This is a genomic window from Methylosoma difficile (genome assembly GCF_054657615.1).
Genome location: NZ_BAAHYJ010000002.1, coordinates 129684 through 154557, shown reverse-complemented (window position 1 = coordinate 154557; position 24874 = coordinate 129684). Strand labels below are relative to the sequence as shown.

General features: G+C 51.0%; 22 protein-coding genes. 8 read left to right on the top strand and 14 right to left on the bottom strand.

Going from position 1 to position 24874, the window contains the following annotated elements:
* Window positions 1-27: 27 nt before the first annotated feature.
* The 4 genes from ACYQ1O_RS06145 to ACYQ1O_RS06130 form a co-directional block, all read right to left on the bottom strand.
* A complete protein-coding gene (locus ACYQ1O_RS06145; protein ID WP_459990775.1) occupies window positions 28-1101 on the bottom strand; it encodes an alkene reductase in 1074 nt (357 codons plus the stop codon).
* Window positions 1102-1240: 139 nt separating this feature from the next.
* The gene (locus tag ACYQ1O_RS06140; RefSeq protein ID WP_459990774.1) at window positions 1241-3658 is read right to left on the bottom strand and encodes a phosphoketolase family protein; all 2418 of its coding nucleotides are present in this window, start codon (window positions 3656-3658) and stop codon (window positions 1241-1243) included.
* Between the two features lie 16 nt (window positions 3659-3674).
* A complete protein-coding gene (locus tag ACYQ1O_RS06135; protein WP_459990773.1) occupies window positions 3675-4859 on the bottom strand; it encodes an acetate/propionate family kinase in 1185 nt (394 codons plus the stop codon).
* Window positions 4860-5052: 193 nt separating this feature from the next.
* Entirely contained in the window at window positions 5053-5379 is a 327-nt protein-coding gene (locus ACYQ1O_RS06130; protein WP_459990772.1) for a hypothetical protein, read from the bottom strand.
* A 374-nt stretch (window positions 5380-5753) separates the two neighbouring features.
* On the opposite strand from ACYQ1O_RS06130, the gene ACYQ1O_RS06125 reads away from it, so the two are divergent.
* Window positions 5754-6113 (top strand): NifB/NifX family molybdenum-iron cluster-binding protein, encoded by a 360-nt coding sequence (locus ACYQ1O_RS06125; RefSeq protein ID WP_459990771.1) that lies wholly within the window; start codon window positions 5754-5756, stop codon window positions 6111-6113.
* A 132-nt stretch (window positions 6114-6245) separates the two neighbouring features.
* Here the strand turns inward: ACYQ1O_RS06125 and ACYQ1O_RS06120 are convergent, their stop codons facing one another.
* From ACYQ1O_RS06120 to dksA, 8 genes are all read right to left on the bottom strand, one after another.
* Entirely contained in the window at window positions 6246-6509 is a 264-nt protein-coding gene (locus tag ACYQ1O_RS06120; protein ID WP_459990770.1) for a hypothetical protein, read from the bottom strand.
* A 2-nt stretch (window positions 6510-6511) separates the two neighbouring features.
* Window positions 6512-6979: an RHS repeat-associated core domain-containing protein gene (locus ACYQ1O_RS06115; RefSeq protein WP_459990769.1), complete on the bottom strand. Its 468-nt coding sequence runs from the start codon at window positions 6977-6979 to the stop codon at window positions 6512-6514.
* Between the two features lie 4 nt (window positions 6980-6983).
* Window positions 6984-7646: an RHS repeat domain-containing protein gene (locus ACYQ1O_RS16895; RefSeq protein ID WP_488199429.1), complete on the bottom strand. Its 663-nt coding sequence runs from the start codon at window positions 7644-7646 to the stop codon at window positions 6984-6986.
* Between the two features lie 43 nt (window positions 7647-7689).
* Window positions 7690-8691, bottom strand: a complete 1002-nt coding sequence (gene waaC, locus ACYQ1O_RS06105) for a lipopolysaccharide heptosyltransferase I (RefSeq protein ID WP_459990767.1) — start codon at window positions 8689-8691, stop codon at window positions 7690-7692.
* Window positions 8688-9713 carry a lipopolysaccharide heptosyltransferase II gene (gene waaF / locus ACYQ1O_RS06100; protein WP_459990766.1) on the bottom strand — a complete coding sequence of 342 codons (1026 nt, stop codon included), beginning with the start codon at window positions 9711-9713 and terminating at the stop codon, window positions 8688-8690. Before waaF ends, waaC begins: the two co-directional genes overlap by 4 nt.
* Before the next feature lie 15 nt (window positions 9714-9728).
* Window positions 9729-10652: a branched-chain amino acid transaminase gene (locus tag ACYQ1O_RS06095; protein WP_459990765.1), complete on the bottom strand. Its 924-nt coding sequence runs from the start codon at window positions 10650-10652 to the stop codon at window positions 9729-9731.
* Window positions 10653-10746: 94 nt separating this feature from the next.
* The gene (gluQRS, locus tag ACYQ1O_RS06090; protein ID WP_459990764.1) at window positions 10747-11637 is read right to left on the bottom strand and encodes a tRNA glutamyl-Q(34) synthetase GluQRS; all 891 of its coding nucleotides are present in this window, start codon (window positions 11635-11637) and stop codon (window positions 10747-10749) included.
* A 9-nt stretch (window positions 11638-11646) separates the two neighbouring features.
* Window positions 11647-12081 (bottom strand): RNA polymerase-binding protein DksA, encoded by a 435-nt coding sequence (gene dksA / locus ACYQ1O_RS06085; protein WP_459990763.1) that lies wholly within the window; start codon window positions 12079-12081, stop codon window positions 11647-11649.
* A gap of 110 nt (window positions 12082-12191) precedes the next feature.
* On the opposite strand from dksA, the gene ACYQ1O_RS06080 reads away from it, so the two are divergent.
* From ACYQ1O_RS06080 to recB, 3 genes are read left to right on the top strand one after another with little or no spacing between them, the layout of a single operon-like run.
* A complete protein-coding gene (locus ACYQ1O_RS06080; protein WP_459990762.1) occupies window positions 12192-13358 on the top strand; it encodes a pyridoxal phosphate-dependent aminotransferase in 1167 nt (388 codons plus the stop codon).
* 3 nt (window positions 13359-13361) lie between these two features.
* On the top strand, window positions 13362-13685 hold the full coding sequence (locus tag ACYQ1O_RS06075) for a rhodanese-like domain-containing protein (protein WP_459990761.1): 324 nt from the start codon (window positions 13362-13364) through the stop codon (window positions 13683-13685).
* A 31-nt stretch (window positions 13686-13716) separates the two neighbouring features.
* Window positions 13717-17202, top strand: a complete 3486-nt coding sequence (recB, locus tag ACYQ1O_RS06070; RefSeq protein ID WP_459990760.1) for an exodeoxyribonuclease V subunit beta — start codon at window positions 13717-13719, stop codon at window positions 17200-17202.
* Between the two features lie 98 nt (window positions 17203-17300).
* On the opposite strand, the gene ACYQ1O_RS06065 is transcribed toward recB, so the two are convergent.
* Window positions 17301-20558, bottom strand: coding sequence for a leucine-rich repeat domain-containing protein (locus ACYQ1O_RS06065; protein WP_459990759.1), 3258 nt, complete (start codon window positions 20556-20558; stop codon window positions 17301-17303).
* A 154-nt stretch (window positions 20559-20712) separates the two neighbouring features.
* Here ACYQ1O_RS06065 and ACYQ1O_RS06060 point away from each other — a divergent pair, with 154 nt between their 5' ends.
* The gene (locus tag ACYQ1O_RS06060) at window positions 20713-20979 is read left to right on the top strand and encodes a PDDEXK family nuclease (protein ID WP_459990758.1); all 267 of its coding nucleotides are present in this window, start codon (window positions 20713-20715) and stop codon (window positions 20977-20979) included.
* A gap of 81 nt (window positions 20980-21060) precedes the next feature.
* On the opposite strand, the gene ACYQ1O_RS06055 is transcribed toward ACYQ1O_RS06060, so the two are convergent.
* Window positions 21061-22140, bottom strand: coding sequence for an OmpA family protein (locus tag ACYQ1O_RS06055; RefSeq protein ID WP_459990757.1), 1080 nt, complete (start codon window positions 22138-22140; stop codon window positions 21061-21063).
* Between the two features lie 231 nt (window positions 22141-22371).
* On the opposite strand from ACYQ1O_RS06055, the gene ACYQ1O_RS06050 reads away from it, so the two are divergent.
* Genes ACYQ1O_RS06050 through ACYQ1O_RS06040 form a run of 3 tightly spaced genes read left to right on the top strand, consistent with a single transcriptional unit; the run spans window position 22372 to window position 24847 of the window.
* On the top strand, window positions 22372-22917 hold the full coding sequence (locus ACYQ1O_RS06050; protein ID WP_459990756.1) for a YbhB/YbcL family Raf kinase inhibitor-like protein: 546 nt from the start codon (window positions 22372-22374) through the stop codon (window positions 22915-22917).
* A gap of 53 nt (window positions 22918-22970) precedes the next feature.
* Window positions 22971-23501, top strand: a complete 531-nt coding sequence (locus ACYQ1O_RS06045; RefSeq protein ID WP_459990755.1) for a heme NO-binding domain-containing protein — start codon at window positions 22971-22973, stop codon at window positions 23499-23501.
* A gap of 5 nt (window positions 23502-23506) precedes the next feature.
* Window positions 23507-24847, top strand: coding sequence for an ATP-binding protein (locus ACYQ1O_RS06040; protein ID WP_459990754.1), 1341 nt, complete (start codon window positions 23507-23509; stop codon window positions 24845-24847).
* Window positions 24848-24874: the final 27 nt, after the last annotated feature.

Below are 24874 nucleotides of genomic sequence, written 5' to 3'. Positions count from 1 at the left end.
CCGACTTTTAGAAAGAGCAGCTTTGTCTTAAGTCAAAAACGGATAATCGGTATAACCGTGTTCGTCGCCCCCATAGTAAGTTGATGCATCGGGCTTATTTAACGGCGCATTTTGCTTGAATCGTCCGACCAAATCAGGATTGGCAATGTACAACTCGCCGTAAGCAACGGCATCGGCTAAGCCGTCGGCAATGGCCTGATGGCCTCGCGCCTGGTCATAACCACCGCAAACCAACAAACAGCCTTGGTACGCGGCGCGCAGTACCGCCAAATCGACCACTTTGGCACCGTGGCGGATGTCCGATTCCAGCGCGTCTACCAAATGCAAATAAGCCAAGTTAAAGCTGTTCAATTGTTCGACCACGTAAGTGAACAACGCGGTTGGATCGGAATCGCTCATATCGTTAAACGTACCGCTGGGTGAAAGGCGCAGGCCGACCTTATCCGCACCCCACACATCCACCACCGCTTGGGTGACTTCCTGCAATAAGCGGTAGCGGTTTTCGAAAGAACCGCCGTAGCTGTCTGTGCGCTGGTTGCTGCCATCGCGCAGGAATTGGTCGAGCAAATAACCGTTGGCACTGTGGATTTCCACGCCATCAAAACCTGCCGCTTTTGCCAATTGAGCCGCGTAACGATATTGGTTGACGATGCTGGGCAATTCTTCCAAAGCCAAAGCGCGTGGCGTTACAAAAGCTTGCATACCATTGAATGTGACCGCTTGGCCTTGCGGGGCAATGGCAGAAGGTGCAACCGGCAGTTCGCCGCCGTGGAAGTCGGGATGGGAAATGCGTCCTACATGCCAGAGCTGCAAAAACACCGTGCCATTTTCGGCGTGGACAGCCGAAGTGATTTTTTGCCAAGCGGCTACGTGTTCTTCGGTAAAAATGCCAGGAATATTCGGATAACCAATCGCTTGCGGCGAAATGGCGGTGGCTTCGGTAATGATTAACCCGGCACTGGCGCGCTGGCGGTAGTAAGTGGCCATCAAATCGGTCGGGGTCGCTTGCGGCGCGCGCATACGTGTCAACGGCGCCATGATGATACGGTTGGGAAGTGTATACGCGCCAACTTGCAGCGGGGTAAATAAAGTGTTTATCATGTTTTTACCAGTGAAATAGCCCGTTTTATCGGGCTGTTATAGGAAATTTACTAGGGGATAGAGCGGAAATCCTATGAAAAGTTTACATCGCTGCAAACAGATTTCCGATCACCCGTCACGCTTTGCCAATTGCCATGATTTAACTGAAGGCTTCTGCTTCATCGGTTGTACCCTCATCCTTCGGCAAGGTATGGGCAGAAGGCCAACGCCAGTTGCGGATTTCAGGCATATCTTCGCCGTATTGGCGGATGTAATGCTTATGGTCGACCAATTTATTCCGTAAAGCCTGTTTCAGATAAACCGCTTTATGCTGCAAAGCCGGAATGCGGTCAATAACATCCATTGCCAGATGGAAGCGGTCCAATTCGTTCATGACCACCATATCAAACGGCGTGGAAGTGGTGCCTTCTTCCTTATAGCCACGGGCATGGAGATTGGCGTGGTTGTTGCGGCGGTAGGTCAGGCGGTGGATCAGCCACGGATAGCCGTGGTAGGCAAAAATGATGGGTTTGTCCAAGGTAAACAAGTCGTCAAAATCGGTGTCGGACAAACCATTGGGATGCTCATTTTTGGGCTGCAATTTCATCAAATTGACAACATTGACGACGCGGATTTTCAGTTCCGGCACTTCACTTCGCAGCCAATCGACCGCCGCCAAGGTTTCCAAGGTGGGTACATCACCCGCACAAGCCATGACCACATCAGGGGCTTCACCAGCATCATTGCTGGCCCAATCCCACACACTGATGCCCGCTTCGCAATGCTTGACCGCCGCATCCATATCCAGCCATTGCGGCGCGGGTTGTTTGCCGGCGACGATAACGTTGACATAATTGCGGCTGCGCAAAACATGGTCGGTCACTGACAATAAGGTATTGGCGTCGGGCGGTAAAAACACGCGGATCACTTCGGCTTTTTTGTTGACGACATGGTCAATAAAGCCAGGGTCTTGATGCGAAAAGCCATTGTGATCTTGCCGCCAGACATGCGAGGTCAGTAGATAATTCAGCGAAGCCACCGGCCTGCGCCAAGGGATGCGGTTACAGGTTTTCAACCACTTGGCGTGTTGGTTGAACATGGAATCGACAATATGGATAAAGGCTTCATAACACGAAAAAAAGCCGTGCCGACCCGTCAGCAAATAGCCTTCCAGCCAACCTTGGCACGTGTGTTCGCTTAAGATTTCCATGACCCGACCGTCGTTCGCCAAACTGGTGTCATCGCTATGGATGGCTTCCATCCACGCGCGGTTGGTCACTTCAAACAAGGCATCCCAGCGGTTGGAGGCGGTTTCGTCCGGGCCAAAAATACGGAAATTGCCCTGCTCCAGATTTTGCCGCATCACATCGCGCAAAAACCGGCCCATGATCCGTGTCGCTTCTTCGTCGATGGCACCCGGTGCGGGAATCTCAACAGCATAATTGCGGAAATCAGGCATCCGTAAATCACGCAATAACAAACCGCCGTTGGCATGAGGGTTGTCGCTCAGGCGTTTATGGCCTTTCGGCACCAATTCACGCAATTTGGCGGCAGGTGCGCCGTATTCGTCAAATAACTCATCGGGACGGTAACTTTTTAGCCAGTTTTCCAATAAGCCGACATGCTCGGGCTTTTCCGCCATATTCGCCAACGGCACTTGGTGCGAACGCCACGAACCTTCGGTTTTTTTGCCATCCACCACCACAGGACCTGTCCAGCCTTTGGGCGTGCGCAAAATCACCATCGGCCAAGTTGGCCTCGGTGTCACTTCGCCGCTGCGGGCGCGCAATTGGATGGCTTTGATTTCTTCAATGCATTGGTCAAGCACGCTGGCTAGGCGGGTGTGGACAATTTCAGGATCATGGCCTTCCACCAAATACGGGCGGTAGCCGTAGCCGTCGAACAAGCTGATAAGTTCATCTTCGTCGATGCGGCTGAGGATAGTTGGATTGGCAATTTTATAGCCGTTCAAATGCAAAATCGGCAACACCGCACCATCAACGGCAGGGTTTAAGAATTTATTGGAATGCCAAGCCGCCGCCATCGGGCCGGTTTCGGCTTCGCCATCGCCCACCACACAACAGGCGATCAGATCAGGGTTGTCGAAAACCGCACCAAAGGCGTGGGAAAGTGCGTAGCCCAATTCGCCACCTTCGTGGATGGAACCGGGCGTTTCCGGTGCCACATGGCTGGGGATGCCGCCTGGGAAAGAGAATTGCTTGAACAGCACTTGCATACCGGCCTTGTCCAGCGACACGTTCGGGTAATACTCGCTGTAAGTGCCTTCCAGCCAAGCGTTCGCCACCATCGCCGGACCGCCGTGGCCTGGGCCACAGATGAAAATCATATTAAGGTCGTAAACATTAATCAGGCGGTTGAGATGGACGTTAATCAGGTTAAGCCCTGGCGTGGTTCCCCAATGCCCCAGCAGGCGCGGTTTGATGTGTTCCAAACTTAAGGGGTTGTCCAGCAAGGGATTGTCCAGCAAATAGATTTGCCCGACCGACAAATAATTGGCGGCACGCCAATAAGCGTCCATCGTCTCTAACATTTCAGCCGTTAACGTCTCTTCCATCATATATCCTCTTGCATGATTAGGCCTGCGCCTGAAAAACCTGGATTTGTCTGGCAATTTCGCGCTCTTCTTCGGCGCGGATCACCAAAATCCGGATTGTACCCGTGTGAGTGCTGATGTCACTGTTATGGCGGGCGACGGCATTGGCTGCCTCATCGAAGACAAAGCCCAACGGCTCCAAGCCCGCCAAAACTTTAGCCCGAATTATAGGCGCATGTTCGCCGACACCGCCAGTAAATATCAGGGCAGAAACCTCGCCCAATACCGCGCAATAAGCACCAATGTATTTTTTGATGCGGTAACAATACATCGCCAGCGCCAGTTTGGCAGCGTCATCGTTTTGTTCGGCACGGTCGATAATGGCGCGCATATCGGTTTCCCCGCAAATGCCTTGCAAGCCGCTTTGCTGATTCAAAAGCCTGTCAAGTTGTTCCGCAGACCAGCCCTGTTTTTGCAAAGCCAAAACAATGGCGGGGTCCAAATCACCGCAACGGCTTGCCATCACCAAACCTGCCATCGGCGAAAAGCCCATCGACGTATCCACGCTCACGCCCGCCTTGATTGCCGTTATGCTGGCTCCGCCGCCCAAATGCAAAACAATCAGGTTTAACGACGACACGGCACAGCCCAAACGTTTTGCCGTCGCCGACACGCTGTGTTGGCAAGAAATGCCATGAAAACCAAAGCGATGGAAATCCACCGTCGCGGACAGATGCGCCGGAATGGCATAACGGCTCGCCATATCCGGCATACTGCGATGGAAAGCCGTATCGAACACGGCAAATTGCGCAACATCAGGGAAGGTCTTATGCGCAGCCACCATGCCCAAGCGATTGGCTGGATTATGCAGCGGTGCATACGCATCCAATGTCGCCAGCTTAGCCAAAAAGCCATCATCAATCGCCGTCAACTGCCGGAACAAACTGCCGCCGTGCACCACCCGATGTCCAATAGCCGTTAAGGCAATCCCGGCTTTTTGCAACAAACATCGCCAATTGTGCAGGAAACTGGCGACAACATTGGAAACCGGCAGCAAAGCCGACTGGCTAACCGCAACCGGCAAACCATTCAAGCCTTGCCCGTCGATGTGCCACACGTGGCTATCATGGCTGGCATTAAGTGCGGCTTTCAGCTGTAAATCATCGCCAAAAAGTGCTGTTTTAACTGACGTGCTGCCAACGTTGATGACTAATGTCCAATTCATTTTCGCTCCGAACGCAACTTTCTGATTGAGTCAAGTGTAAAGGACATCCGCCTGCAACGCCATCAGGTCGCGTAGCTCGTAGGGCGGTTTCGCGAAGCAAACCGCCATCATTAATGGAACATCAAGGCTTCGAAATGGTGGATTGCTGGCGCGAATCCACCTTACGCGTTAGTGCGTCTTGGCTTCGATTGCATTATTCGGATAACCAATCAACCTTTATCTGTCCAAAAACTTCTAAATATCCACCAGTTATACGCAATATTAAACGTTGCTCATCTGCGTATGGGTGGATACTTCCATCCTCAATAGCACCTGCAAAATGATTTTTATTGATTTCAAAAAAATCCCCTATTAGAGAAATCCTAGAGCAATTATTAATAGTGATTACGCACTTGGTTCGATTCTGTACGTCAGCATTTTTGTACAACCCAAGGGTGACTTCACAAATAGATACGTTATCAAATCCCGATATTGAAATAGATACGAAATTACCGTCGTGAAAATATAAATCATCAGTCATATTTGTTTTCTCTGAAATGTTTGGGTTATGGTGCTATGAGTGTTGCAGCGCATACCCAAATAATTACGGTAGCTCCAGCTCGTAGGTTGGGGTGAGGAACGAACCCCAACACATCTGGATGCATCAATCGTTGGGGTTCCTGACGTCACCCCAACCTACGGGCTGACGTGCTGCCAACGTTGATGACTAAAATCCAACCCATTTTCCGCTCCGAGCGCAATTTTCTGATTGAGTCAAGTGTAAAGGACATCCGCCTGCAACGCCATCAGGCCGCGTAGCTCGTAGGGCGGTTTCGCGAAGCAAACCGCCATCATTAATGGAACATCAAGGCTTCGAAATGATGGGTTGCTGGCGCGAATCCACCTTACGCGTTGGTGAATGGGCATTTTGGCTCGTGCATACGGTTTTTGGTTTATCAATTGTCGGCGACCGATTACCGTTTGATTGATATACGCTCGACCATCGAAGCCGACGATGCGGAAGACCGAAGTTTGTTCCGTGCCAATTTAATCAAAGATTGCCATGTGTTGTTTGTGCAATCCATCGGCGGCCCGGCGGCGGCAAAAGTCATCCGCGCCGATATTTACCCGATTAAAGTACCGGATGTGGTTGATGCGGTTGAGCAGTTGAAAGAATTTCAAAGCGTGTTTGCCGCGCCACCCCCTTGGTTTGCTAAGGCGTTAGGGCGTTCGGCAGAGGAAAGCGTCAGGTTTACGCATGATGCGGGGTGTTGAGCAGATAGGCATTTGGTCCAGAAAACCACCCCAACCTACAAGCTAATGGAATATCAAGGCTTCGAAATGGTGGATTGCTGGCGCGAATCCACCTTACATTCATCCGACTTACGGGTTATTGCGCCTACAGCCTTAAGGCTCTGTCTGATTCTTTATATTCTGTAAATGCTCATGTAGACGTTGAGGGGATAAAGGGTCTAATTCTGGGCAAATATCCCCAATATTACTAAGTACGTCGCATGCAGATAAGTAAATGTTCCCCCAAAGACGACGATGTTCCTTAGCTTGCTTTGGGTCTAAGTTTGATGCTCCAATCACTGCTGCGGCCGCATTGAAGCATTCAAGTACTTGCTCGGCAATTTGAGCCAGCTCTGCTAATTCATTTTTTTGGTTCACTTTCACCTCGAATAATTGCAATCAAAAGATTCGGCACATACTGCTATACAGTTCTTGATTGCCTCGTTACCGTTGCTTCCTCCCCACTTTTGAACAAAAAGTGGGTCATCTACCCACTCGTCTACACATCCCTGCCGACATCCGCGTATGATCGTTTTGCACCGTTCCTCCTCATCTTCAGGAGGTGGGCAACTTCCGGATTGAGTTGATGGAGTCGAAATGTCTCTTCCTCTCTCATCATTATCCCTTCCCCTTCCTGTTCTGCCTCTCTGTAATCCATCAAGATCAATATAATTTACTGGATTGCCATTAACATACCCATAAGTATTAATCCCCCCCGCCAAGCCAATCGGGTCACTTTCAAGGTACCTGCCAGTGTTCGGGTCATAATCCCGGAAGTAATTGTAATGCAGGCCGGTTTCTTTGTCGTAATACTGCCCGGGGAAGCGCAGGTTGTTGGTGAAGGCCACGCCGTCACCGTCGGGGGTCTTCGTTGGGCTGGGCAAGGCCGAAGGCGTCGCTGTTGTCCCAACGCCAGACGGCTGTGTTGGCAGCGTTAAGGATAACACGCGGGGCGTTCAGGTGGTCGGCGTGGATAGGGAAGAAGCTGTATACCCCCGCGCTTTTCCTAACAACCGCCACCGGCAGGTCGCCCAACCAAAGGGTTTCTTGGACAACGGCGTTGCTTTTGTTGTATTCGCCGATCAGGTGTCCGGCGGGGTCGTAGAGATAACGGAAGGGGCTGGCTGTAAAACTGGTGCTGCTTTTGATGACCCGTTCGCCGCTTCCGTTAAAGTAGTAGTTGTGGGTGTTTGCGCCAGTGGTCACTGTTGATAGGCGACCATTGGCATTCCAGACGAAGGTTTTGCTGCCATCGCCCAAGGGGTTGCCGGCGGCATCGTAGCTGTAGGTTCGGGTGGCTGGCCCTGTTGTGCTGTTAAGGCGGTTGTTGGTGAGGTCAGTCAGGTAGTTGTAGTGGACATTGCCAACGGTGATGCCGCTGCGGTTGCCGTTGGCGTCGTATTCGTAGCCTTTGCTGACGGTGGTGTCGGTTTCGGTGTAGCCAATTAAGCGGTCATTGTCATCGTAATCAAAGATGCGGTTATTGGTTGTGCCATTGGTGCTGTAGCCGACAATGCGGCCTGCGTTGTCGTAGTTTACAGTACCAAAACTTGATGGATCAAACTATCGCCAACAGTTGACGGGCAAGTTCAACAATGGCCTGCTCGGCAATCTGTCCAATCGAAAAATCCTGCTTATCCAGCTTGTAGGGGTTGACGTGCGACGGCGATTTCAGCACTTTGTTGATGTCAGTTGTGTAGACGCGGCTAACCGGCGTTGGCCCAAACAAGGTAATCGACGGCCTGTTCAAGCCCCAAGCAAAATGGGTGGGGCCGGTGTCGTTGCCGATCAGCAAGTCGGCATGGGCGATCAGGGCTTTTAGGCTGTTCAAATCCAACTTGGGCAAGGCGATGATGTGGGGCGATTGCGCCGCCATCCATTCAGCGGTTTGCCGTTCGCTGTCGTTGCCCCAAACCACCAGGCAATTTTCTGCCAAGGTGTTGGCAACATTCACATATTGTTGCGCCGGATAATTGCGGCTTGGCCAGGTAGATCCGACGACCAACACGATGTTTTTGCGGTCTTTGGCGAGGTAATCGTAAAGCCGGACATCTTCGTTGGCGTAAAACAAAAACGGCTGTTTGGCGAGGATTTGCGCGGGGCTGATGCCAAAACCCAAGGGGGCAGACAAGATTTTGGCGTTGCGGTCGATGGTATTGGCATCGTAGGGGCTGGCGATTTTATCTTGATAAAACCACGCGGCGGCGGCTTCGCGGACAGATTGCTTATCAAAACCGGCAACCCGTTTACCGATCAGCCGCGCGGTGATGGCAGATTTCAGCAAGCCTTGTGCGTCAATCACTAAATCATAGTGGTTATCGGCATAGCGTTGGGTTTTGGCGATTTCAGAAAACAGTGCTAAGCGGTTTTTTTTTAAGGCTTTTAGGTTAACGGTGAGGATAGTGTCGATGTGCGGGTTATGCCTTAACACCTCGGCAAAACCTTGTTCAACCACCCAATCAATTTGGCAATCTGGCTGCTGTGTTTTGATAAATTGCAAGGCCACCATCGCGTGGACGATATCGCCCAATGCGGAAAGCTTAACGATAGCAATTTTCATGCGTGCGGGGTGCGGATGGTGATTAAATCCAAGACTTGCTGCGGCGACAAATCGACCAAACAACGGGTATGGCCTAGCGGACATTCGCGTTTAAAACACGGCGAACAGTCCAGATTTAGCGACAAGATATGCGCTTGGCTGTTAAGCGGCGGTGTAAATCCAGGATCGGACGAGCCGTACAAGGCAATCAGCCGTTTGTTGAGTGCGGCGGCGACATGCATCAGGCCAGAATCGTTGCTGACCACAGTATGCGCCAGCGACAGCAAATCGACCGCTTCGCCCAGCGTCGTCCGCCCAGTAAAATCTTGGCAAAAGCCGGAAACGTCGTGATTGATTTGTGCGGCAACGGCTTGGTCTTTTTCGGAACCGAACAGCCATACTTGCCAGCCTTGGTCGAGCTTGTGACGGGCAATTTCGGCAAAATGACTGGCAGGCCAACGCTTGGCGGGGCCATATTCGGCACCCGGACAAAGGGCGAGGATTTTCGGATGGACGGTATCAAGGTCAAACGTGTCGATAACCGCTTGTTGTTGCGCGGCACTAACGGTGAGCGCAGGTGTCGGGCATGTCGGTGGCAATGGGGCATCAGGCGCTAAGGCCAACGCGACAAAACGCTGCACGGTCATCGTCAGAAGTTGCTTGTCGAGGCTGCGGGCATCGTTCAGCAATCCCCAGCGTGCTTCGCCCAAATACCCCGTGCGTTTAGGAATGCCTGCAAAAAACGGCACTAAGGCCGATTTCCAAGAGTTGGGCAAGACAATGGCCTGATCGTAAGCCTCGGCGCGTAATTTTTTCCCTAAACTAAAACGCTGCCCTACCCCCAATTGCCCATGCGTCAGCGGCATGGCAATGGCTTTACGCACTTCGGGCATGCGCTCCAGCAGTGCGAATGACCAAGCCGGCGCCAACACATCAATTTGGCAATCGGGATCAGCTTGTTTTAAGGCAAGAAACAAACTTTGCGCCATCACCATGTCGCCCACCCATGACGGGCCAATAACTAAGATGGTGGGGGCGGACATGGTGGGCGCGTACTATTAAGCGATGTAAGTCAGCCAATCTTCATGGCCTGGCAAACGTCCATGAACAGCATCGAAATACAAGGTTTGCAATTGTTCGGTGATTTTGCCACGACTGCCACAACCGATTTTGCGGTTGTCCAATTCCCTGATCGGCGTGACTTCCGCCGCCGAACCAGTGAAGAAGGCTTCATCCGCGCAGTAGATTTCATCACGGGTGATGCGTTTTTCAACGACTTCGTAGCCGCATTCCCTGGCGATGGTCATGACTGTGTCACGGGTAATACCTTCCAAGGCGGATGTCGTTTCTGGCGTGTAGATTTTGCCGTTGCGGATGATGAACAGGTTTTCGGCGCTACCTTCGGCGGCAAAGCCTTCGTGGTCGAGCATCAAAGCTTCGTCATAGCCGTTCGCTAAGGCTTCCTGCAAGGCCAAAATGGAATTGATGTAATTGCCGTTAGCTTTGGCTTTGCACATGGTGCTGTTGTGGTGGTTGCGCGTGTACGATGAGGTACGGATGCGGATGCCTTTTTCGATGCTGTCCGCACCCAAATACGCGCCCCATGACCAAGCTGCGACCATGACGTGGACTTTTAAGTTATCGGCACGCAAGCCCATGCCTTCGGAGCCGAAAAAGCACATGGTGCGGATATACGCAGCATCCAAGTTGTTTTTACGCAAAGCGTCAAGCTGCGCCGCATTGATTTCTTCCTTATCAAAAGGCATCGGCATATTCATAATGTGCGCCGAGCGGAACAGGCGGTCGGTGTGGTCTTGCATTTTGAAAATGGCCGTGCCTTTTTCAGCATGATACGCACGAATGCCTTCAAACACGCCCAAACCGTAATGTAAGGTATGCGTCAACACATGGACTTTAGCTTCACGCCATTCAACCCATTGCCCATCCAGCCAAATAGTGCCGTCTCTATCGTCCATCGCCATCGTTTGTTCTCCACCTTGCAGTAGTCAAAGTCATAAAACGGCGTAGTTTACTATAAAGTGCAGGCAAGCAATACCGCGTTATCTTGTAAAACGGTTACGGTAATGCGATGGATGCCACTTTTTTTAAGGCATCAGGCTGCCAATGTAAAATAGCCCACGCCAACAACTCAGCGACCGGCGCTTGTTGTAATTCATCGGGTGGATTTTGCCTTAACCATTGCAACAGCCTAAAGATTGTCAGTTGCGGCACAAACTCATCAACGGGTGCCGCCAGTGTCTGTTTGCTGAGCTTTTGGCCTTGCTGGTCGACAATCACCGGCACATGCATGTAACCAGGCAAAGGCAAACCCAGCAATTGCTGCAAATAGATTTGTTTGGGGGTGGCATCAAGCAAATCGACACCACGGACAATATGGTTAATTTGCTGGCGGGTATCGTCCACGACCACGGCGAGCGGGTAAGCGATGATGCCTTCTTTACGTTTTAAAATGAAATCGCCATGTTGGCTAGCCAAATGATGGCTGACCTCGCCTTGTAGCAGGTCGTTAAAGTGGATTTGTCGGTGGTCGGTTTTGACGCGCCAAGCGAGTGGCTGGTCGGCGCTGTAGTTTTGGTTGCGGCAAATGCCGGGATAAATGGCAGACGATGATATTGCTGCCAATGATTTTCGGCTACAGACGCAGGCATAAACCTGCTGTTGAGCGCGAAGCGTTTCTAGCGCAGCTTGGTAGTCTTCCAGATGCTGGCTTTGGTAATCGACCGCACCATCCCAATGCAAACCAAAGTTATCCAGCGTTTTTAGGATGCGGTCAGCCGCACCGGCAACATTACGCGGTGTGTCCAAATCATCAATGCGGAGCAGCCATTGGCCTTGTTTTGAATGGGCTTGCAAGAAGCTGGCAAGCGCAGTGTACAGTGATCCGAGATGCAAGGGGCCGGTCGGAGATGGGGCAAACCGGCCTCGGTAGACGAGAGATTCAGGCACGGCAAACGCTTAGCCCATTTGTTTTTCCCTAATTTCATCTAAGGTTTTGCAATCAATGCACAGCGTGGCGGTTGGACGCGCTTCCAAGCGGCGGATACCAATTTCGATACCACAAGATTCGCAATAGCCGTAGTCGCCCGATTCGATTTCTTTCAAAGCGTCATCAATTTTTTTGATGAGTTTGCGTTCACGGTCACGTGTGCGCAGCTCTAAGCTGAATTCTGACTCTTGCGTGGCACGGTCATTAGGGTCAGGAAAATTAGCGGCATCGTCTTGCATATGATGCACGGTACGGTCAACCTCATGCATCAATTGGGCTTTCCAATTTTTTAGGATCGTTTCAAAATGTTTTAATTGAGGTTCGTTCATGTACTCTTCGCCTTCAACTTCTACATAAGGTGTAAAACTGAAAGGTGACGCACTCGATTTAGAACTTTCGGTCATCCATTAACTCCTGAAACAAGATTAAATAAAACCGCGCATTTTTAGCAGAATAGCCACCGCATAGCAAGGATTATTGATATGATTCTGCTTTTTTTGAATTGTTGTGAAAAATGGACGAAAAAACGGCAAATAGAATCGAAAACATTTCCCCATTCCATGTCATGGCGATACTGGAACGCGCCGGTCAATTAGCCGCCCAAGGCCGTGATGTCATCCATATGGAAATTGGCGAACCGGATTTTCCAACACCGCCTACTATTATAAAAGCAGGCATCGAAAACCTTGCCTCAGGCGCGGTCAAGTACACCCCGGCAGCGGGTTTACCGGCCTTACGCGAAAAAATTGCCGATTTTTACCAAAAACGTTATGGTGTGGCAGTCAACCGCCAAAACATCTTCGTGACACCGGGCGCATCGGGCGCGTTGCTATTGGCCTTAGGTGTCAGCCTGAACCCTGGCGAAGGTGTCATGATGGCGGATCCTTGCTACCCGTGCAACAGCAACTTTGCCAAATTGTTTGACGGCTACGCGCAAGGCATTGCCGTTGATGCCAGCAGCAATTACCAACTGACGGCAGAACTCATTCGCCAACACTGGACAACCTCAACCAAAGGCGTGTTGATTGCCTCGCCCTCCAACCCAACCGGCACCGTCATCGATGGCGGACAGCTTCAGCAATGCTTGCAAAGCATTGCTGACTTGGGCGGCTGTTTTTATTCCGATGAAATCTACCACGGCTTGGTTTACGATCAACCTGCCCACAGCGCCCTGCAATACAGCCGCAAGGCATTTGTCATCAACAGTTTTTCCAAATACTTTGGCATGACCGGTTGGCGCATTGGCTGGTTGGTTGTGCCTGATGCCTATATTGAAGCCACTGAAAAGCTGGCGCAAAACATCTTTATCGCCACCGCCACACCCTCACAATACGCCGCCCTCGCCGCTTTTGATGCCGACACCTTAGCCGAACTGGAAAACCGCCGTGCCGAGTTTGCCAAAAGGCGGGATTATCTCTACCAGAATTTACTCAATTTAGGCTTCAGCATTGCCAACAAACCCGAAGGCGCGTTTTACTTGTATGCCAACTGCGCGCGTTTTACCGACGACAGCTATCAATTTGCGCTCGATTTATTGGAAGCCGAAGCAGTTGCCATCACCCCCGGTAAAGATTTTGGTAGCCACCAAGCCCAACACTATGTGAGATTTGCCTATACCCAACCCATCGAACGCATGGCGATTGCCATGGAGCGCTTACAACACTTTCTAAAAAAGGGATAAACCATGCCGATCAAACAACTCACCGCACCGGAACTGCAAGCAAAACTGGCGCAGCAAGAGCCACTGCTGCTGTTAGATGTACGGGAAGCTTTCGAATACAATTACGCCCGCATCGAAGGCAGCGTGTTGATACCGCTTAACCAAATCCCGCAGCGCATGGCGGAATTGGACAACGAACAGCCAATCGTGCTGATCTGCCACCACGGTATGCGCAGCCAGCAAGCAGCGAATTTTCTTGACCATCACGGCTTTCAAAACTTGGCGAACCTAGTCGGCGGGATTGACGCCTGGTCTTGCCAATGTGACCCTTCCGTGGCGCGCTATTAACGCCCGTTAGGCGCAAAGCCCAGCACCAATCATGCAAACCCAACACTTTAGCCCCACCGACAGCGCGCTGCTTAAAGGCATCAACTTGCTCGAAGCCAGCGCCGGCACCGGCAAGACCTACGCCATCGCCATGTTGGTGCTGCGCTTTGTGGTCGAGCAAGGACTGCCTATCGACCAAATTTTAGTGGTCACGTTTACCAAAGCCGCCACGGAAGAACTCAAAACCCGTATCCGCGCCCGCCTTGCCGAAGCCAAAAAAGCCTTGCACGGCGCAACGGAAAACATCGACGACAACGTCTTGGCGTGGCTGGAGCGGCTAGAGTTGGAACCGGAAACCATCCAACAGCGCTTGGACTTGGCCTTGCTGGACATCGACCAAGCCGGTATTTTCACCATCCACGGTTTTTGCCAAAAAGTGCTGCGTGAACATGCGCTGGAAAGCGGGCAATTGTTCGATGCCGAACTCACCGACGACCTCAACCGCATCAAGCAAGCCTGCACGGACGACTTTTGGCGGCAACAGATTTATCCGCGCAATGCCTGGCAAGTCGCCGTGCTGACCGCCCACACGCCCACGCCCGATGCTTTGCTGGCGAACGTGGGTGCAATTGCCGCACAAATCGAGATCGTGCCGCCCAACCAAGCCTTGGACACCGTATTACAACAACTGCAACACGCCGCCGACCAAGCCCAAGCGGCACTGTCAACTTGCACCAGCGCCGTACAAGCGGCTTTAGCCGATCAAACCTTTAAACCTGCTTACGGCGCGGGCTTTGCCGTTAACAGCCAACAACTGCACGCTTGGTTGGCGGGCGAAACCTGCGAGCTGCCCAGCAGCGATGCCTTAAGCTGTTTAACCGCACAAGGCTTGCAAGAAGGATTGAACGGCAACAAATTCCGCACTACCAAAGCCATCAGCGGCGAGCAACGCAAGACCGATTATTTGGCGCAACTCAACATCAACACCGTGCCTTTCGATGCCTTAGTACAGGCGCTCAAGCAAATCCCCATCACCTTGCGCCGCAATCTGCTGGAAACCTTACGCCAAGATTTGGACAAGCGATTGCAACAGCTGAATGTGTTGTCGTTCGACGGATTGATTGCACGGCTTGCCGAAGCCTTGCAATCCGATAAAGGCGAGTGGCTGGCGGCGATGTTGCGGCAACGTTTTGCCGCCGCGCTGATTGACGAGTTTCAGGATACCGACGAGCAGCAATGGCTGATCTTCTCGCGCATTTTTGCTACCGACAGCCATTATTTGTATTTGATTGGCGATCCGAAACAAGCCGTGTACAAATTTCGCGGCGCGGACATTTATGCGTATCTGGCTGCCCAGCAACAGGCCGAACACACGTTTACCTTAGGCAAAAACTGGCGTTCGCATCCGCAATTGGTGGCTGCCGTCAATACCCTGTTTGCACGCGAACAGGCTTTTTTTCTTGATGATTTAAGCTTTCACCCCGTCGCTGCCGCCCGCCATGCCGAAGATGGCGAGCTGTATTTTAACGGTCAAGCCGTCGCGCCCCTGCAGCTTTGGCAATTACCGCCCAGTGACAGCAAAAACGGCTATTGGTCTGCCGGAAAAGCCGCCAATGAAATAGCCCTTGCCGTCGCCAACGAAACCGTCAACCTGCTCAACAACAACTTCCGCCTGCAACCGGATGGCAAAAAAGTGCAGCCGCACGACATTGCCATCCTCGTCCGCAGCAATAGCCAAGCGCGTGATTACCAAGAACTGCTGCGCCAAGTCGGCGTACCAGCGGTGCTGAACAGCACCGAATCGGTATTTGCCGCCACCGAAGCGTTCGACCTGTACACCCTGCTGCAAGCCATCGCCCATCCTGGCGATACCGGTTTGTTAAAACAGGCATTGGCTTTGGACTGGTTTGGTTTGGACGGACACACGCTACACCAGTTAAGCGAAGACGAAACCGCGCTGGACAGTTGGCTGACGCGCTTTTTGGATTATTTTCAGGCCTGGCAACAACATGGCCTGATGGCAATGATGCAAACCCTGCTCAAACACGAACACGTCAAAGCCACGCTGGCAAAACTGCCGCTCGCCGAACGGCGGCTGACCAATCTCCATCATGTGTTGGAGCTGGTACAACAAGCCGTGGTTGATGAGCATTTGGGCATCAACAAAACTTTAAATTGGCTGCAAACCGCCATCCACACCAACAGCAGTGCCGAAAGCCAGCAATTGCGCTTGGAAAGCGACGCCAACGCCGTGCAGATCGTCACCATGCACCGCGCTAAAGGTTTGGAATATCCTATCGTGTTTTGCCCTGTGCTTTGGCATCGTAACAACCGTATCGCCAGTGAAAAGGATTTGCTGATTTGCCATGTGAACGGCAGGATGGTTGCCGATTTAGGTTCGGATGATTTCGAAAGCCATCGCCAACAAGCCCTTAAAGAAGAGCTGGCGGAAGATTTGCGCTTGCTCTACGTTGCCATCACCCGCGCCAAAGCCTGTTGCTATCTGGCTTGGGCCGATGTCCGCAGCAATGACAAACCTAATGATTCAGCCCTAGCCTGGTTGCTGGATTTTGCCGATGCTGACTTCGCCGCCCAACAAAACCACCTGCAAAGCTTGGCGCAACAAACCGATACTTTTGCCTATCAACTGCTAACCTCGCCCGCCGAACTCGACGGCCTTTATCAAAAACCCACCAACAGCGCCGAACTGCGCGCGCAAAACCGCCGCCGTTCACTCTACACCACTTGGCAAATGAGCAGCTACACGGCCTTGTCGGCATTAAGCTTACAAGACACCCCCGAACTGCCCACCGACAAAGCCCGCGAAGCCGAACGCCCCGAACCTTCCATCGACGACTTGCCCAAAGGCGCGCACACCGGCAACGTCGTCCATGAACTACTGGAAACCATTGCTTTTAGCGATTTGGCAAGTGGCCTAGACATCAGCGAAGCGCGCGACAAAGCCTGCCAACGCTACGGCCTAAAGCTGGAACAACCCGCCGTGTTGGATGTTTTGCTGCAAACCATTGTGCAAACGCCACTCTCATCAGACGACCTTAATTTTTGCCTGAAGAACCTCAGCGCAACGCAATGCCTAAAAGAAATGCCCTTTTACCTGTCCATGCAAACCCTCGATGCCAGCCACATCAACGCTATTCTGCAAGACCAGCCCAGCTATCAATCATTAACCGCCAAAACCATGAGTGGTTACTTGACTGGCTTTATCGATTTGGTCTGTGAACACCAAGGCCGTTTTTATGTGATGGACTACAAAACCAACACCCTACCCGACTACCAACCCGACACCCTAACCGCCGCCATGCGCGAACATAACTACGGCCTGCAATATTGGCTGTACACCGTGGTTTTGCACCGCTACTTACAAAGCCGCGTGACCGATTATGATTTTGACCAACATTTTGGCGGAATCCGATATTTGTTTGTGCGCGGTATGCAAGCCGATGAACCGATGAGCGGGGTTTATGAAGACAGGCCGGATTTGTTTAGGGTTGAAGCGCTGGCGGGATTGTTTGGTTAATAATGCTCTTAAAGTTTTGTAGGTTGGGGTGAGGAACGAACCCCAACGCAAAGGCTGATGTTTCAGTTGTTGGGGTTCACAAGTTCACCCCAACCTACCTAACTGGCAATCAAACGCTTCACGCCTGCCACCACATTCAGCCAAGCCTCATTTTCATTCTGCCACTGCTTATCCAATACAGGCACACCCTTATTCGGCAAAGCGTTGTATTTGGCAAAATTCAATTCAGTCCAATCGCAAAAATCGACAATCACAGGAGCCAGCTTACATTCCTCAGCCTGACAACGGGCTTCAACCAAAGGCAACTCGACATTTTGAATATAATCAGTCGCCATGCTATGCGCGGAAACCAAATACAAAACCACATCCGCCTTGCCCAATTCTGCTTTAATCCGCGTATCCCACTCTTCCCCAGGCAATAAATCCTGATCGTTCCAAGTGATAATCTTGCCGCGCAAGCCAGATAAATGTTTGAGCAGCATGTCTTTGTGCTGCACGTCGTGTTTGGAATACGAAATAAAAATCTTCAAAGGCACTGTCATCGTTTCCCACTCCCCGTAAAATTTACTACGCTGTCTCAATTCTGGTCGTTTCACACCAGACACGCCAAAAATTTCATCAATCGGCACATCTTCACCGCTCTTTTTGCATTCAGAAGTCACCTTGCCTTTATCAATCCGTTTTTGCAAAGCATCAAACTCATGAAAACCAGGCTCTTCAGCCTTGGCGCACTCGACGCAAGGGCAAGGCACTAACTTTTCCACCTGCAAATTATCATACTTACTGTCCTTGTTAATGTCGTCCATCGTGCGGATGACTTCGTTCAGCATTTCTTCCCGCTTCTCGCCCGCCGCCCGCAATTCAATAATGTTTTCTGCATAAACTTCGCGCACAAACACGCGGCCTTTGTTGTTGGGCAAAGTGAAAATCACCGCATCCCGCCACACCCGCTGCCCCAGCGTCGGTTCGTTTGCAATGCGCGGATGCAAGCGGCAAATAAGCCGCGTCAAAATGCCCTTGGGCATGAATTTATATTCATAACGCACGGGCGTGTTGCCCTGATTATCCCAGCCATAGCTTTTGTTCTCGCTGGGCAGTTGTTGCGGCAGGATGAAAGTGTGGCTCTCGCCAGTAACGCGGTAACACAGCTCAAACTCTTCCATCATGCGGACTAACAAACTGCGCATACCTTGAAATTTCTTGCCCTGCCATATTTCAAAGGTGTCGTTTTCGGTGAAATGGCCGCGTTTGGCTTCCATCGTAGGATGCAAGAGTAAGGAAAACAGTGCGTCGATAATCCACTTCGGACGAAGGAACACATAATCACGTAAACTGGCATCATGGGGGAAATACTGGCACACGCCCAAAAAAGTGAAAGCATTTGCATAATCGCGCAGCAGTTCTTCGGACAGTTCCGGCATCAATTGCAGATAATCGCCCCAGCGCAAAAAATTTTCTTCCTTATCTGCCAAGGCTTCCAGTTGCTTACGCAATTCTGCAAAAGAAGCCAAATATTCGCGTTCAACATGCGGCAGCAGCGCAGCTTGGTGAACTATTTCTTTGTGTAAGTCGGCAAATACTTGCTCAGAAGCGGCTTGTGCCAAGTCAGTTTGGAACACCCGATTATGGACATTGCCAAAACGCGCCCGAATCGCCGCTTCGTTCAACAATGGCTGGCAATGCCCGCCGTCTTTGTTTTGCACCAATATCACCGGGCTTTTTTTGCCCAGCATTTCGATAATGTTCAGCCAATACGGCAAATGCACCGCGTCTTGAATGCGCTCATTAGTCACTAAGGCATAGAGAGAATTGCCCGTGAGGAAAAACTGGTGCGCGTAATGCTGAATGTCCTGCCCGCCAAAATCCCAGACATTGATACGCAAAGGTTCGCCAGTTTGTGGCATGGTCTCGTCCAAGTGGCTGATGACAATGCCGCGTGTGCTGTCGCCCGGTGCTGGCAGTTCGGCGTGAGGGTCGTGCAGTTTGCGTTTTAAAGTAGTCTTGCCCGCCTTGCCTTGACCGACTAAAAGCAACTTGGCTTCGCGGACTTTGATGGTGCCGCTGCGTTCTTTTTCGGCGAAATAACGTAGGATGGCTGCGTTGCCTTGTCGGACGATTTCTACAGGTGGGTTGGTGAGGGGGCAATCTTCAACACAAATACCGCCTTCCCAACTATCCCATTTTACGGGTATACCTTGTTTGATAAGTGGTAGCAGCGGGGACAAGTCGCTGACTTGCGTATGCGAGACATAAAGCGTTTGCAAAGCCACCAAGCCTTGCAGCGGGGACAAGTCGCTGACTGGCGTAAACGAGACATCAAGCGTTTGCAAAGCCGCCAAGCCTTGCAGCGGGGACAAGTCGCTGACTGGCGTAAACGAGACTTCAAGCGTTTGCAAAGCCGCCAAGCCTTGCAGCGGGGACAAGTCGCTGACTGGCGTATGCGAGACTTCAAGCATTTGCAAAGCCGCCAAGCCTTGCAGCGGGGACAAGTCGCTGACTTGCGTATCCCAGACTACAAGCGTTTGCAAAGCCGCCAAGCCTTGCAGCGGGGACAAGTCGCTGACTTGCGCATGCGAGACATTAAGCGTTTGCAAAGCCGTCAAGCCTTGCAGCGGGGACAAGTCGCTGACTTTCGTATTCGTGACATCAAGCGTTTGCAAAGCCGCCAAGCCTTGCAGCGGGGACAAGTCGCTGACTTGCGTATCCAAGACTACAAGCGTTTGCAAAGCCGCCAAGCCTTGCAGCGGGGACAAGTCGCTGACTTGCGTATGCGAGACATAAAGCGTTTGCAAAGCCACCAAGCCTTGCAGCGGGGACAAGTCGCTGACTGGCGTAAACGAGACATCAAGCGTTTGCAAAGCCGCCAAGCCTTGCAGCGGGGACAGGTCGCTGACTTTCGTTTCCGAGACATCAAGCGATTGCAAAGCCGCCAAGCCTTGCAGCGGCGACAAATCAATGACTTGCGTATGCGAGACATCAAGCGATTGCAAATCCTCCAAGCCTTGCAGCGGGGACAGATCAATGAGTTGGCTAGATTTTAGAGTGAGAGATTGCAAGGCAGTCAAACCTTGTAAAGGAGATAAGTTAGAAACTCGGGGATAATTTAACCAAAGTTTTTTGAGATTGCTTAGTCGCCTTAAAGAACTCAAGCCGCGGAAGGAATTAGCTTTACCTTTATTTTGAGATTTATGTTTATTGCCTTCATCCTTCCATTCGCCAGAAAACGACAACTCCTCCAACCAAACCAATTCGCCCAACTCTTCCGGCACAGAGGTCAAACCACAATTACCCAAATCCAAAAACTTGGCTCTGGTCTTTTTGTTTTCTGCAATTAATTTCAGGGCAAGTTCTGACATGGCGGGCTTTCCGTTGTGGGTTTAGGCCAGCCATTATAGTGACTATGCCCTTGGATCGCGACCATCTTGGTCGCCAGTCGCAGCTTTCAAACGTTCTGCTAGTTCCCAAGCTCCAGTCCCCTAAGCTCTAGCTTTTATCGTTCCCACGCGGAGCGTGGGAACGATAAAAACCAACACCCTAACCGCCGCCATGCGCGAACATAACTACGGCCTGCAATATTGGCTGTACAGAGTCGTGCTGCATCTTTACCTGCAAAAACGTGTCGCCGATTATGACTTTGAACAACATTTTGGCGGCATCAAGTATCTGTTTGTGCGCGGCATGGAAGCCGATGTGCCGATGAGCGGGGTTTATGAAGATAAGCCGGATTTGTTTAGGGTTGAGGCGTTGGTGGGATTGTTTTGTCAGGAAAATGGATAAGCGGCAAATCTGTTCGATCAGCGCCATTTCGCCAAGCCAAAATGGCGCTGATAACAACGCATGCTTTACATAATTAAATACTTAAGGCTTTTTCGCCCGATACGGTGTCACCACCACTCGCCGGTTCGAGGCGTAATCTTCATCGGTAGTCCCCATAGTGACCGGATGGGTTTCACCATACCATTTGATTTCAAACCGTGAATCTTCAACCCCTTTAAAGCTTAAATATTGCTGGATGGCGCGGGCGCGGTCTTTGGTGAGCTTTTCGTTAAAACTGAAGTCTGCCCGCTGGTCGGCGTGGGTTTCGATCAGGTAGTTGTAGTTTGGACAGTTTTTCATGGCCTCCGCCAGCTTATCCAAGACAAAATACTTTGACGGCATGATGTCCGATGAATTGGTTTTGAACATTTCGATATACATCATCAATGACGTGTTGCATTCCATATTGCCGGTTTCAGCGGGCGTAACCGCCGCTGGGGCTTGCGCCGGCGTTTGGGGAGCAGCCTGGGCGGTGCCGGTGGCAAACTGATCGCCTTTTTGTTTGTCGGCAATAAAATCGTCTACGGTTTTCAGCACAACCGAACTTAGCCAATTGGCAATATCAGTGCAATCGGTCGTGTCATGGCCTTCACCCCAAGTGGCTGATTTAAAGCGTGTCAACGGTGCACGTAAGACGCTGGCACCTTGCGAGAATGACGTCCAAATTTTGGCAAGGCAACAATCCGCCCGAAACGCAGGCACAGGCTCGTCTTTTTTGAACGGCCCCAAGTGTTTTGGATAACTGGGGAACATCCCCATTTCCGGCTGGCCTGGCGTTTTTTCCATTTCTTCCTTACTTAGCAGCCTTATCCCCGCCGCATTTAGGCGACGGGCTACTTCGGCCTTAAGATTTTCCTGTAATTGCAAATTGTGGCTTTTCGCACCTGCCAGCACGTCATCAATATTAATGTAAACGCCCTTCAATCCTTTCAGGGTTGCCACGTTCTTTTGGTAATTTTCTTCGCCAACCCGTAACGGGGTTTGGCTGGGCAAAGGATAATAAACAGGTTTGCCGCTTGGCGGTTGCGCTGCCGTTTCAGCAGCAAAACTAGCAGCTTGCCAAATCACTAAGAGTCCTGGCAAAAATAAAAATATGCTTAGCTTGATAAATAACGAGTTCATGTTAAGTCCTAAATTATTAAAGATTTAGCTAATACTAGCGTTGTTATACCAAACGGTAAAAAGATTTCGTAAGCCATTAGGTGATCGGGAAAACATTTTCATCACTTGCTTATAAGCCCTGGCTTTTCTTTGCTATATACTTAATCAACATCCTTACAGCTCAGCAAGATTACTAAAACTAAAAATAGACCTATCAACTAATAGGCAGTCACATTCGGGGAAGCTATCCACATGAAAACAATCGCCACATTTTTAACCATTGCCGCTCTTACTGCCTGCGCACCTATGCCAAACCGTGATTCGGCAATGACCCTCCAGTCCGGCGCATTTACTATGAACGCAGAAATTCCCAGACAATACACCTGCGAAGGCGCCAATATTTCACCACCACTCACTTGGAGCCACGTACCCGCTGGCACAAAAAGCTTCGCCTTAATTATGGACGATCCCGGCATCGCCCAAGCAGGCGAACCCGCCTTTAATTTTGTCCATTGGGTGCTGTATAACTTGCCAGCCAATACCACAGAGCTACCGGAAGCCATCAAAGCTTTGCCCAGCGGAACCGGCGAGGGGCTGAACGGCATGAATGCCACGGGTTATGGCGGCCCTTGCCCGCCTTCTGGTCGCCATCGCTATTTCCACACACTTTATGCTTTGGATATTGAACTACCTAAATCCATAGGAAAACCTACCAAAACAGAACTTGTCACTATAATGAAAGGACATGTTTTAGCCACCGCGCAACTGCTGGGTACTTACGAAAAGCAACTCAAATAGCGCCCACAGAATGGCTGGAATTCGGAACATCATAGAAACGTAAGGTTGAAATTATGAAAGGAATGGTCTTCACAGAATTTTTGGAAATGGTTGAAAACACCTTTTCTGCCGAAATGGTCGATGACATTATTGATGCCGCCAACCCGCCTTCAGGCGGCGCTTACACCGCAGTCGGCACCTATGACCACGCAGAATTGGTGTCAATGGTGATCGCTTTGTCAGAGCGTACCGGTATCGCCGTACCGGAACTGATAAAGGTATTCGGCAAGCATTTGTTTTCGGTGTTTTCGCAAAACTACCGCCAATTTTTTGAACATGTCCCTGATGCCTTTACCTTTTTATCGGGCATTGAAGACGTTATCCATGCGCAAGTCATCAAACTCTACCCCGATGCTGACTTGCCTAAATTTGAATGCCAACGTGACGGCAATGTGCTTTTTATGACCTACCATTCTTTGCGGCATTTTGCTGATTTGGCGGAAGGCCTCATCTTAGGATGTGCAGAGTTTTTTGCGGAAGATCTCAGCATAGGACGTGAAGAAATCGATGCCAACACCACCCGCTTTATCATCACCAAGCAATAGTGCTTATGAATCTGCAAATGGCTGATGACTTGGCAACGCTGGAAGCGAGATGGCAACGCCGTTTCGAGCGCGAGCGCAAGGCGCGCAAAGAAGCAGAGCAATTGCTTGAACAAAAAAGCATGGAGTTATACAACAGCAATATTCAACTGCGGGCTTTGGCAGATAACTTGGAAATGATGGTTTCCCAACGCACGCAACAGCTGGCGGTGGCCTTGCAACAAGCACAAAAAGCGACAGCGGCAAAAAGCGATTTTCTTGCCACCATGAGCCATGAAATCCGCACCCCCATGAGCGGCGTATTGGGCATGACCGACATACTTTTAGACACCGAATTAAACGAAGAACAGCTTTATTACACACGGGTCATCAAAAGTTGCAGCCAAACCTTGCTGACCATCATCAACGACATTCTCGACTTCTCCAAAATTGAAGCCGGTAAACTGGAGCTGGAACGCATCCCCTTCAACCCGAAAGAGATGCTGGGGGAACTGTTGGAAGTTTTTCGCCAGCAAACCCGCAACAAAGGCATACAGCTGCTGACCGAAATTGATTTTAAACTGCCTGAAACCTTGCTGGGCGACCCCACGCGCTTACGGCAAATTTTCTTTAACCTGCTTTCCAACGCCATAAAATTCACCAATAGCGGGCATATCCGCATTAGCCTACAAACCACCAATACGCCTGATTTAATCCAAGCAACCATCCAAGATACCGGTATAGGCATTGCCAAGCACGTACAAGAAAAATTGTTTACCGCCTTTAGCCAAGCCGATGCCTCCACCACACGCCAATATGGCGGCACTGGCTTGGGTTTGGCCATTTGCGCCCGCCTGACGCAAATGATGGGCGGAAAAATTTGGGTTGAAAGCGAGGAAGGCCAAGGATCAAGCTTTACTTTCAGCTTTATCGCGCCACAATCCCGGCAGGCCGCCTCTTCACCGGCTCCCAGCCTGGCAAGGAGTTCCTTGGCGCATTTGCGGTTGCTATTGGTTGAAGACAACCTCATCAACCGCACCATTGCCAGCAAAATCATCGAAAAACTGGGCATCATCCCCGACACCGCCAATGACGGCCTTCAAGCCCTGGAAAAAGCGCGGCAACACCGCTACGACATCATTTTGATGGACATGCAAATGCCCAATATGGACGGGCTGACAGCCACCAAACATATCCGCGCCATGGATATTGAACAGCCTTATATCATTGCCCTGACCGCCAATGCTTTTTACGAAGACCAACTCGATTGCCGCCAGGCAGGCATGAATGATTTTTTAAGCAAACCCATTAATTTGGATAAAATTGTTGAAAAATTAAGCTTTTACAACAAATCGTCTCTAAATCGATAAACAACAATGGCTATTTTTCAACCCTAT

Coding starts and splice junctions, on each gene's coding strand:
- ACYQ1O_RS06075 (WP_459990761.1), top strand. CDS start 13,362: ATGCCGATCAAACAACTCACCGCACCGGAACTGCAAGCAAAACTGGCG.
- ACYQ1O_RS06050 (WP_459990756.1), top strand. CDS start 22,372: ATGAAAACAATCGCCACATTTTTAACCATTGCCGCTCTTACTGCCTGC.
- ACYQ1O_RS06040 (WP_459990754.1), top strand. CDS start 23,507: ATGAATCTGCAAATGGCTGATGACTTGGCAACGCTGGAAGCGAGATGG.
- dksA (WP_459990763.1), bottom strand. CDS start 12,081: ATGACCGAAAGTTCTAAATCGAGTGCGTCACCTTTCAGTTTTACACCT.
- ACYQ1O_RS06135 (WP_459990773.1), bottom strand. CDS start 4,859: ATGAATTGGACATTAGTCATCAACGTTGGCAGCACGTCAGTTAAAACA.
- ACYQ1O_RS06095 (WP_459990765.1), bottom strand. CDS start 10,652: ATGGCGATGGACGATAGAGACGGCACTATTTGGCTGGATGGGCAATGG.
- recB (WP_459990760.1), top strand. CDS start 13,717: ATGCAAACCCAACACTTTAGCCCCACCGACAGCGCGCTGCTTAAAGGC.
- ACYQ1O_RS06080 (WP_459990762.1), top strand. CDS start 12,192: ATGGACGAAAAAACGGCAAATAGAATCGAAAACATTTCCCCATTCCAT.
- ACYQ1O_RS06130 (WP_459990772.1), bottom strand. CDS start 5,379: ATGACTGATGATTTATATTTTCACGACGGTAATTTCGTATCTATTTCA.
- ACYQ1O_RS06065 (WP_459990759.1), bottom strand. CDS start 20,558: ATGTCAGAACTTGCCCTGAAATTAATTGCAGAAAACAAAAAGACCAGA.
- ACYQ1O_RS06055 (WP_459990757.1), bottom strand. CDS start 22,140: ATGAACTCGTTATTTATCAAGCTAAGCATATTTTTATTTTTGCCAGGA.
- ACYQ1O_RS06045 (WP_459990755.1), top strand. CDS start 22,971: ATGAAAGGAATGGTCTTCACAGAATTTTTGGAAATGGTTGAAAACACC.
- waaF (WP_459990766.1), bottom strand. CDS start 9,713: ATGTCCGCCCCCACCATCTTAGTTATTGGCCCGTCATGGGTGGGCGAC.
- waaC (WP_459990767.1), bottom strand. CDS start 8,691: ATGAAAATTGCTATCGTTAAGCTTTCCGCATTGGGCGATATCGTCCAC.
- ACYQ1O_RS06145 (WP_459990775.1), bottom strand. CDS start 1,101: ATGATAAACACTTTATTTACCCCGCTGCAAGTTGGCGCGTATACACTT.
- ACYQ1O_RS06140 (WP_459990774.1), bottom strand. CDS start 3,658: ATGATGGAAGAGACGTTAACGGCTGAAATGTTAGAGACGATGGACGCT.